Source organism: Kineococcus aridisoli (assembly GCF_050871885.1).
Classification (GTDB): Bacteria; Actinomycetota; Actinomycetes; order Actinomycetales; family Kineococcaceae; genus Kineococcus.
Genome location: NZ_JBJLSF010000156.1, coordinates 1 through 4,647, shown reverse-complemented (window position 1 = coordinate 4,647; position 4,647 = coordinate 1). Strand labels below are relative to the sequence as shown.

General features: G+C 78.0%; 5 protein-coding genes. 2 read left to right on the top strand and 3 right to left on the bottom strand.

Features of this window, described 5'->3' with window-relative positions; genetic code table 11:
• Nucleotides 1-56: 56 nt before the first annotated feature.
• A complete protein-coding gene (locus ACRYM2_RS22845) occupies nucleotides 57-1,799 on the bottom strand; it encodes a CYTH and CHAD domain-containing protein (protein ID WP_432524980.1) in 1,743 nt (580 codons plus the stop codon).
• 10 nt (nucleotides 1,800-1,809) lie between these two features.
• Complete coding sequence (locus ACRYM2_RS22840; RefSeq protein WP_432524979.1) at nucleotides 1,810-2,166, bottom strand: hypothetical protein; 357 nt, start codon at nucleotides 2,164-2,166, stop codon at nucleotides 1,810-1,812.
• Between the two features lie 80 nt (nucleotides 2,167-2,246).
• On the opposite strand from ACRYM2_RS22840, the gene ACRYM2_RS22835 reads away from it, so the two are divergent.
• The gene (locus ACRYM2_RS22835) at nucleotides 2,247-2,612 is read left to right on the top strand and encodes a hypothetical protein (RefSeq protein ID WP_432524978.1); all 366 of its coding nucleotides are present in this window, start codon (nucleotides 2,247-2,249) and stop codon (nucleotides 2,610-2,612) included.
• 42 nt (nucleotides 2,613-2,654) lie between these two features.
• Here the strand turns inward: ACRYM2_RS22835 and ACRYM2_RS22830 are convergent, their stop codons facing one another.
• Nucleotides 2,655-3,458 (bottom strand): sugar phosphate isomerase/epimerase family protein, encoded by an 804-nt coding sequence (locus ACRYM2_RS22830; RefSeq protein WP_432524976.1) that lies wholly within the window; start codon nucleotides 3,456-3,458, stop codon nucleotides 2,655-2,657.
• A 155-nt stretch (nucleotides 3,459-3,613) separates the two neighbouring features.
• Between ACRYM2_RS22830 and ACRYM2_RS22825 the strand changes: the two genes are divergently transcribed.
• Nucleotides 3,614-4,615, top strand: coding sequence for a YeiH family protein (locus ACRYM2_RS22825; RefSeq protein ID WP_432524975.1), 1,002 nt, complete (start codon nucleotides 3,614-3,616; stop codon nucleotides 4,613-4,615).
• Nucleotides 4,616-4,647 lie beyond the last annotated feature (32 nt).

The window sequence follows — 4,647 nt, the reverse complement described above, 5'->3', positions numbered from 1 at the left end:
CCCGCACGGGACACCGTGCGGGACCACCGCGGGGGCCTCGGGGCCGAGGTGCGGGGTCAGCGCAGCCAGCGGTGCAGGCGCTTGGTGTTCAGCGCCTTCCAGCTCTCCTCGAAGTCGGCCTCGCTGACGGCCGCGTGCACCTCCTCCTGGGCGAACAGCCGCCCGTAGGCGAACGCCGCCTCGGGGCGGGCCGCGCGGGCGAGGTCGTGCAGCCGCTGGCGGGTCACCACCGAGTCCTGGTGCTCGCCGAGGACCTCCTGCACGTCGGTCACCGCGCGGGCGAAGCGGACGGCGTCCTTGCCGAAGACGGCGGACACCGCCTCCGCGGCGTAGCGCACCTGCTTGGCGGCCTTGCGCGCCTCGTGCAGCAGCTCGTCGCGCTCGTGGCCGGAGGGGGCGCGCTCGGCCTGCTCGACGAGGTCGGCCAGCGTCGCGTAGGTGCGCGCGACCCGCTTGGGCAGCACCTTCGCGGCGGGGCGGCGGGCCCGGGAGGTGAACCGCGGGCGCTCCACGAGGTCCTGCAGCGCGTCGAGCAGGCGCTGGTAGCGCTCGGAGTCCAGCTCGCCGAGCACCCGGTCGTGCGCCTCGCGGTAGGCGCTGCCGAGCTGGTCGGCCACGAGCGCCGGGACGGCACCGGTGGCGGCCGGGTCGGCGGGCTGCTCCTCGACGGGCACCTCCAGCGTGGCGACGGCCCGCACGAGCCGGTCGCGCAGGACCTCGGCGTCGCGGGCGGCGCCGAGCTCGGCCGCCAGCCAGCGCAGCTCGTCGCGCAGCGGCTTGGTGGGGGCCGACAGCAGCGGCTGGAAGGTGCGCAGCGCGCTGCGCAGCCGGCGGGTGGCCACGCGCATCTTGTGGATGCTGTCGGGCTCGTCGCGGCGCACGCGCGGGTCCTGGGCGAGCACCTGCGCGACCTGCTCGTGCAGGTGCAGCAGCACCACGTCCCCGGCGGGCGAGCGGGTGGACAGGTCCTTCAGCCGCGGCCGGGACCGCAGCGCGGCCCGCGGCGCGGCGCCCTCCCGGCCCTCCTCCGCGCTCTCGTGCTCGACGACCTCCACGCCGGTCCCGGCGACGGGCTCGGCGTCGACCCCGGTGCCGTCCGCGGCGCCCTCGGCCTGCGCGTCGGCCGCCTCGTCGGCCGCCTCGTCCTCGGCGGGCGGGCCGTCGAGGACGCGGGAGAGCTTGGACGGGCTCGCGGCGACGCGCAGGCCGGCGGCCCGCAGGCCGGCGTCGACGGCGTCGAACAGCTCGCGCTCGCCGTCGACGAGCTCCAGCTCGACCTCGCGCCACGTCTGCACGGCACCCGCGGCCTCGCCGGAGCCCTCCAGCGGCAGCAGCCGGCGACCCTCGACGGTGTCGTCGGCCAGCTCCAGCAGGCGGCGGCCGGTGGCGTCGACGACGGTGCGCACGCGCCGGCGGGTGCTCAGCGTCGCGACCGGGACGAGCTGCTGCCCGGCGGTCTGCTCCTCGACGATCCGGCGCAGGGCGACCGGGACCGTCCGCACCGCGCGGCCCAGGGGCACGCGGTGCTCGGTGCGGGCGCCCTCGCCGCCGGGGGTCTTCAGGTGCCAGCCGGCGTCCTCGCCGCCGGTGCGGCGCCGCAGCGTCATCCGCGCCGCGGCCAGCCGCAGGTCGGGGGTGTCGAAGTACACGGCCTCCAGCTCGTGCTCACCCGCCTCCCCCTCGCGCAGCCCCGCCTCCGCGCTGCCGGCCACCTGCGCCAGCAGCGGCAGCAGGGGCGGCAGGTCGGCACCCGGCGCGAGGTCGTACTTCACTTCGAGTTCCCGGTGCTGGTTGACCATGGCCCCGTTTCTACCGTTCCGGCGCACCGGGCGCGCGCCGGTGATCCGGTCCGGCCGTGGGGTGCTCCGGGGCGCTGAGGTCGCCGAACGGGGTCCAGTCCCGCCAGGCGGGCTGGTAGTCGGCGTGGTCGGCGTAGCGGGCCGCGGCCGTCAGCAGGGTGCTGGCGAGGTTGTCGGCGGTGAGCGTGCGCCCCAGCCGCACCGCCTGCTCGTAGGAGCGGACGAGGTCCTCGTCCGCCTCCTGCTCGCCCACCGCCACCGCGCTCAGGCGCTCCGCGGCGGACCGCGGCGGCGGCTCGGCGTTGCGGGCGCGCAGGAACCGGGCGACGGCGTCCGCGACCTCGCGCGGCACCACCGGTGCGTCCATCGGGGCCTCCTCCACCTGCCGGTGCCGCGCTCAACGAGCTGCGGGCGCCGGTGGTGCCCGGGCTGCGGTAGGACGGACGGGTGCTCAGCGACGACCCCGCCCACGCGCTCCTGCTCGGCCGGATGGCCCAGGAGGGCGACACCCCGCTCGCGCTGCTGCCCCTGGCCGCGGGGGCGCGCGCCGGCCTGGGCGGGGCGGGGGCCCTGGCCGTCAGCGCCACCCGGCTGTGGCTCAGCCAGCCGCAGCTGGTCGGCGGGCCCTCCGTCGCCTCGGTGCCGCTGACCGGCGTGGACCGCGTCGGCGTCCGCCCGCGGCGCGGGCCGCTGGGCGGCGGCTGGCGCCTGGAGCTGGTGGTCGAGGGGCGGTCGCTGCGCTTCACCACCCGTGCGGAGCGGGGCGTGGTCGACGCGTTCGTGCGGGCGGTCCGGCCGGCGGCGGGCGGCTGAGGGACCCCGCCACCGCCGGACCCCGGGCGTGCGCCCACCGCCTCAGACGCGCTCGGCGAAGCGCTCGCGGACGGTACGCAGCACCTCGTCGGCGTCCTGCGCCCACCAGCGCGAGGAGAGGATCTCCACCTCCACCGGGCCGGTGTAGCCGGTGGTGGCCACCTGCTGCGAGAGCCGGGGCAGGTCGATGAGGCCGTCGCCCATCATGCCGCGGTCCAGCAGCAGGTCGCTGGTGCGCGGCAGCCAGTCGGAGACGTGGTAGCCGAGCACGCGCCCGGCGGCCCGGGCCAGCTGCGCGTCGAGGTCGGGGTCCCACCACACGTGGTACGCGTCGACGACGACCCCGACGTCCTCGCCCAGCTCCTCGGCGAGGTCGAGGGCCTGGCGCAGGGTCACCACGACGGAGCGCTCGGAGAGCATCATCGGGTGCAGCGGCTCGATGCCGAGGCGCACGCCCGCCGCCCGCGCGTGCGGCAGCAGCTCGGCGATGCCGTCGCGCACCCGCGCCCGCGCGCCGGGCAGGTCGGTGTCGTGCAGCGGGCCGCACACGAGGACGAGCACGTCGGCCTCCAGCGCGGCCGCCTCGTCGACGGCGCGGCGGTTGTCGTCGAGCACCGCCGCGCGGCCGGCCGCCGGGTCGGTGAACATGCCGCCGCGGCAGACCGAGCTCACGCGCAGCCCCGCGGAGCGCACCAGGCGCACGGCGCGCTCGAGGCCGACGGCGGCGATCTTGTCCCGCCAGAGCGCCAGGGCGGGCACCTGGTGGCGCTCGCAGGCGGCCACGGCCGCGGGCAGGTCCAGGGCGTTGACGGTGATCTGGTTCAGGCTCAGGCGCCCGGCGTCCATCGGCTCGCTCCGTCGCGTCGTTGGAATGCGCTTTCCGACGCAGCGTCGCACACCGCCCGCCACCGGTCAACGTCCCACCGGTCCCAGGCGCAGCCTGTGACCACCCAGGCAGGACCCCGCTGCCGCCGGCCCCGGGCCGGCGTCACGATGGAGCCGTGCTCACCCCCTCCCCCGCTGCGCAGCACCGCGCCCTGGTGCCCGGCCTGCTCGTCGTCGCCGCCGCGACGGCGCTGGCCCTCGGCGTCCAGGGCGCCGTGCCCGCCCTCACCGCCTCGACGGTGGCCGTCGCGCTCGGGGCGGTGCTGCGCAGCACGGGGGCCTTCCGCCGCTCCTGGTCGCCCGCGACCGCCTTCGCCTCCCGGCGCCTGCTGCGCACCGCCGTCGTCCTGCTCGGCCTGCAGCTGCCGCTCTCGCAGGTGGCCGCCCTCGGCCCCGGCGGCATCGCGCTCGTGCTGGGGACCGTCGCGATCACCTTCGCCGGCACGCAGCTGCTGGGGCGGCTGCTGGGCCTGAGCCCGGCGCGCTCGCTGCTCGTGGCGACGGGCTTCTCGATCTGCGGCGCCTCCGCGATCGCCGCCGTGCGCCCCGCCACCGACGCCGACGAGCAGGACACGGCGACCTCGATCGCGCTGGTCACCCTGTGCGGGACCCTGGCGATCGTCGTGCTGCCGCTGCTGCGCGCACCGCTGGGCCTGGACGCCCAGCAGTTCGGGGCCTGGGTGGGCGCCAGCGTCCACGACGTCGGCCAGGTCGTGGCCACCGGCGACCGGGTGCCCGGTGCGCTGGCCACCGCCGTCGTCGTGAAGCTGTCGCGGGTCCTGCTGCTGGCGCCCCTCGTGGCGCTCGTGGCACTGCAGCGCCGGCGCACCGCCGGGCGCGAGGGCACCCGGCGCCCGGCGCTGCTGCCGTTCTTCGTCGCCGCCTTCGTGCTCGCCGTCGCCGTCCGCGCCACCGGCCTGGTGCCGGGCGCCGTCCTCGACGGCGCCCAGCACGTGCAGTCGGTGCTGCTGGTGGCGGCGCTGTTCGCCCTCGGCACCGGCATCGACGTGCCGCACCTGCTGCGCACCGGCCGTCGCTCGATCGCCCTCGGCCTGCTCAGCTGGGTGCTGGTGGCCGGGGTCGCGCTCGCCGGGGTGCGCCTGCTGGGCGTCGGCTGAGCCGGCCCCGCACCGGGCGGGACGCCCGGTGC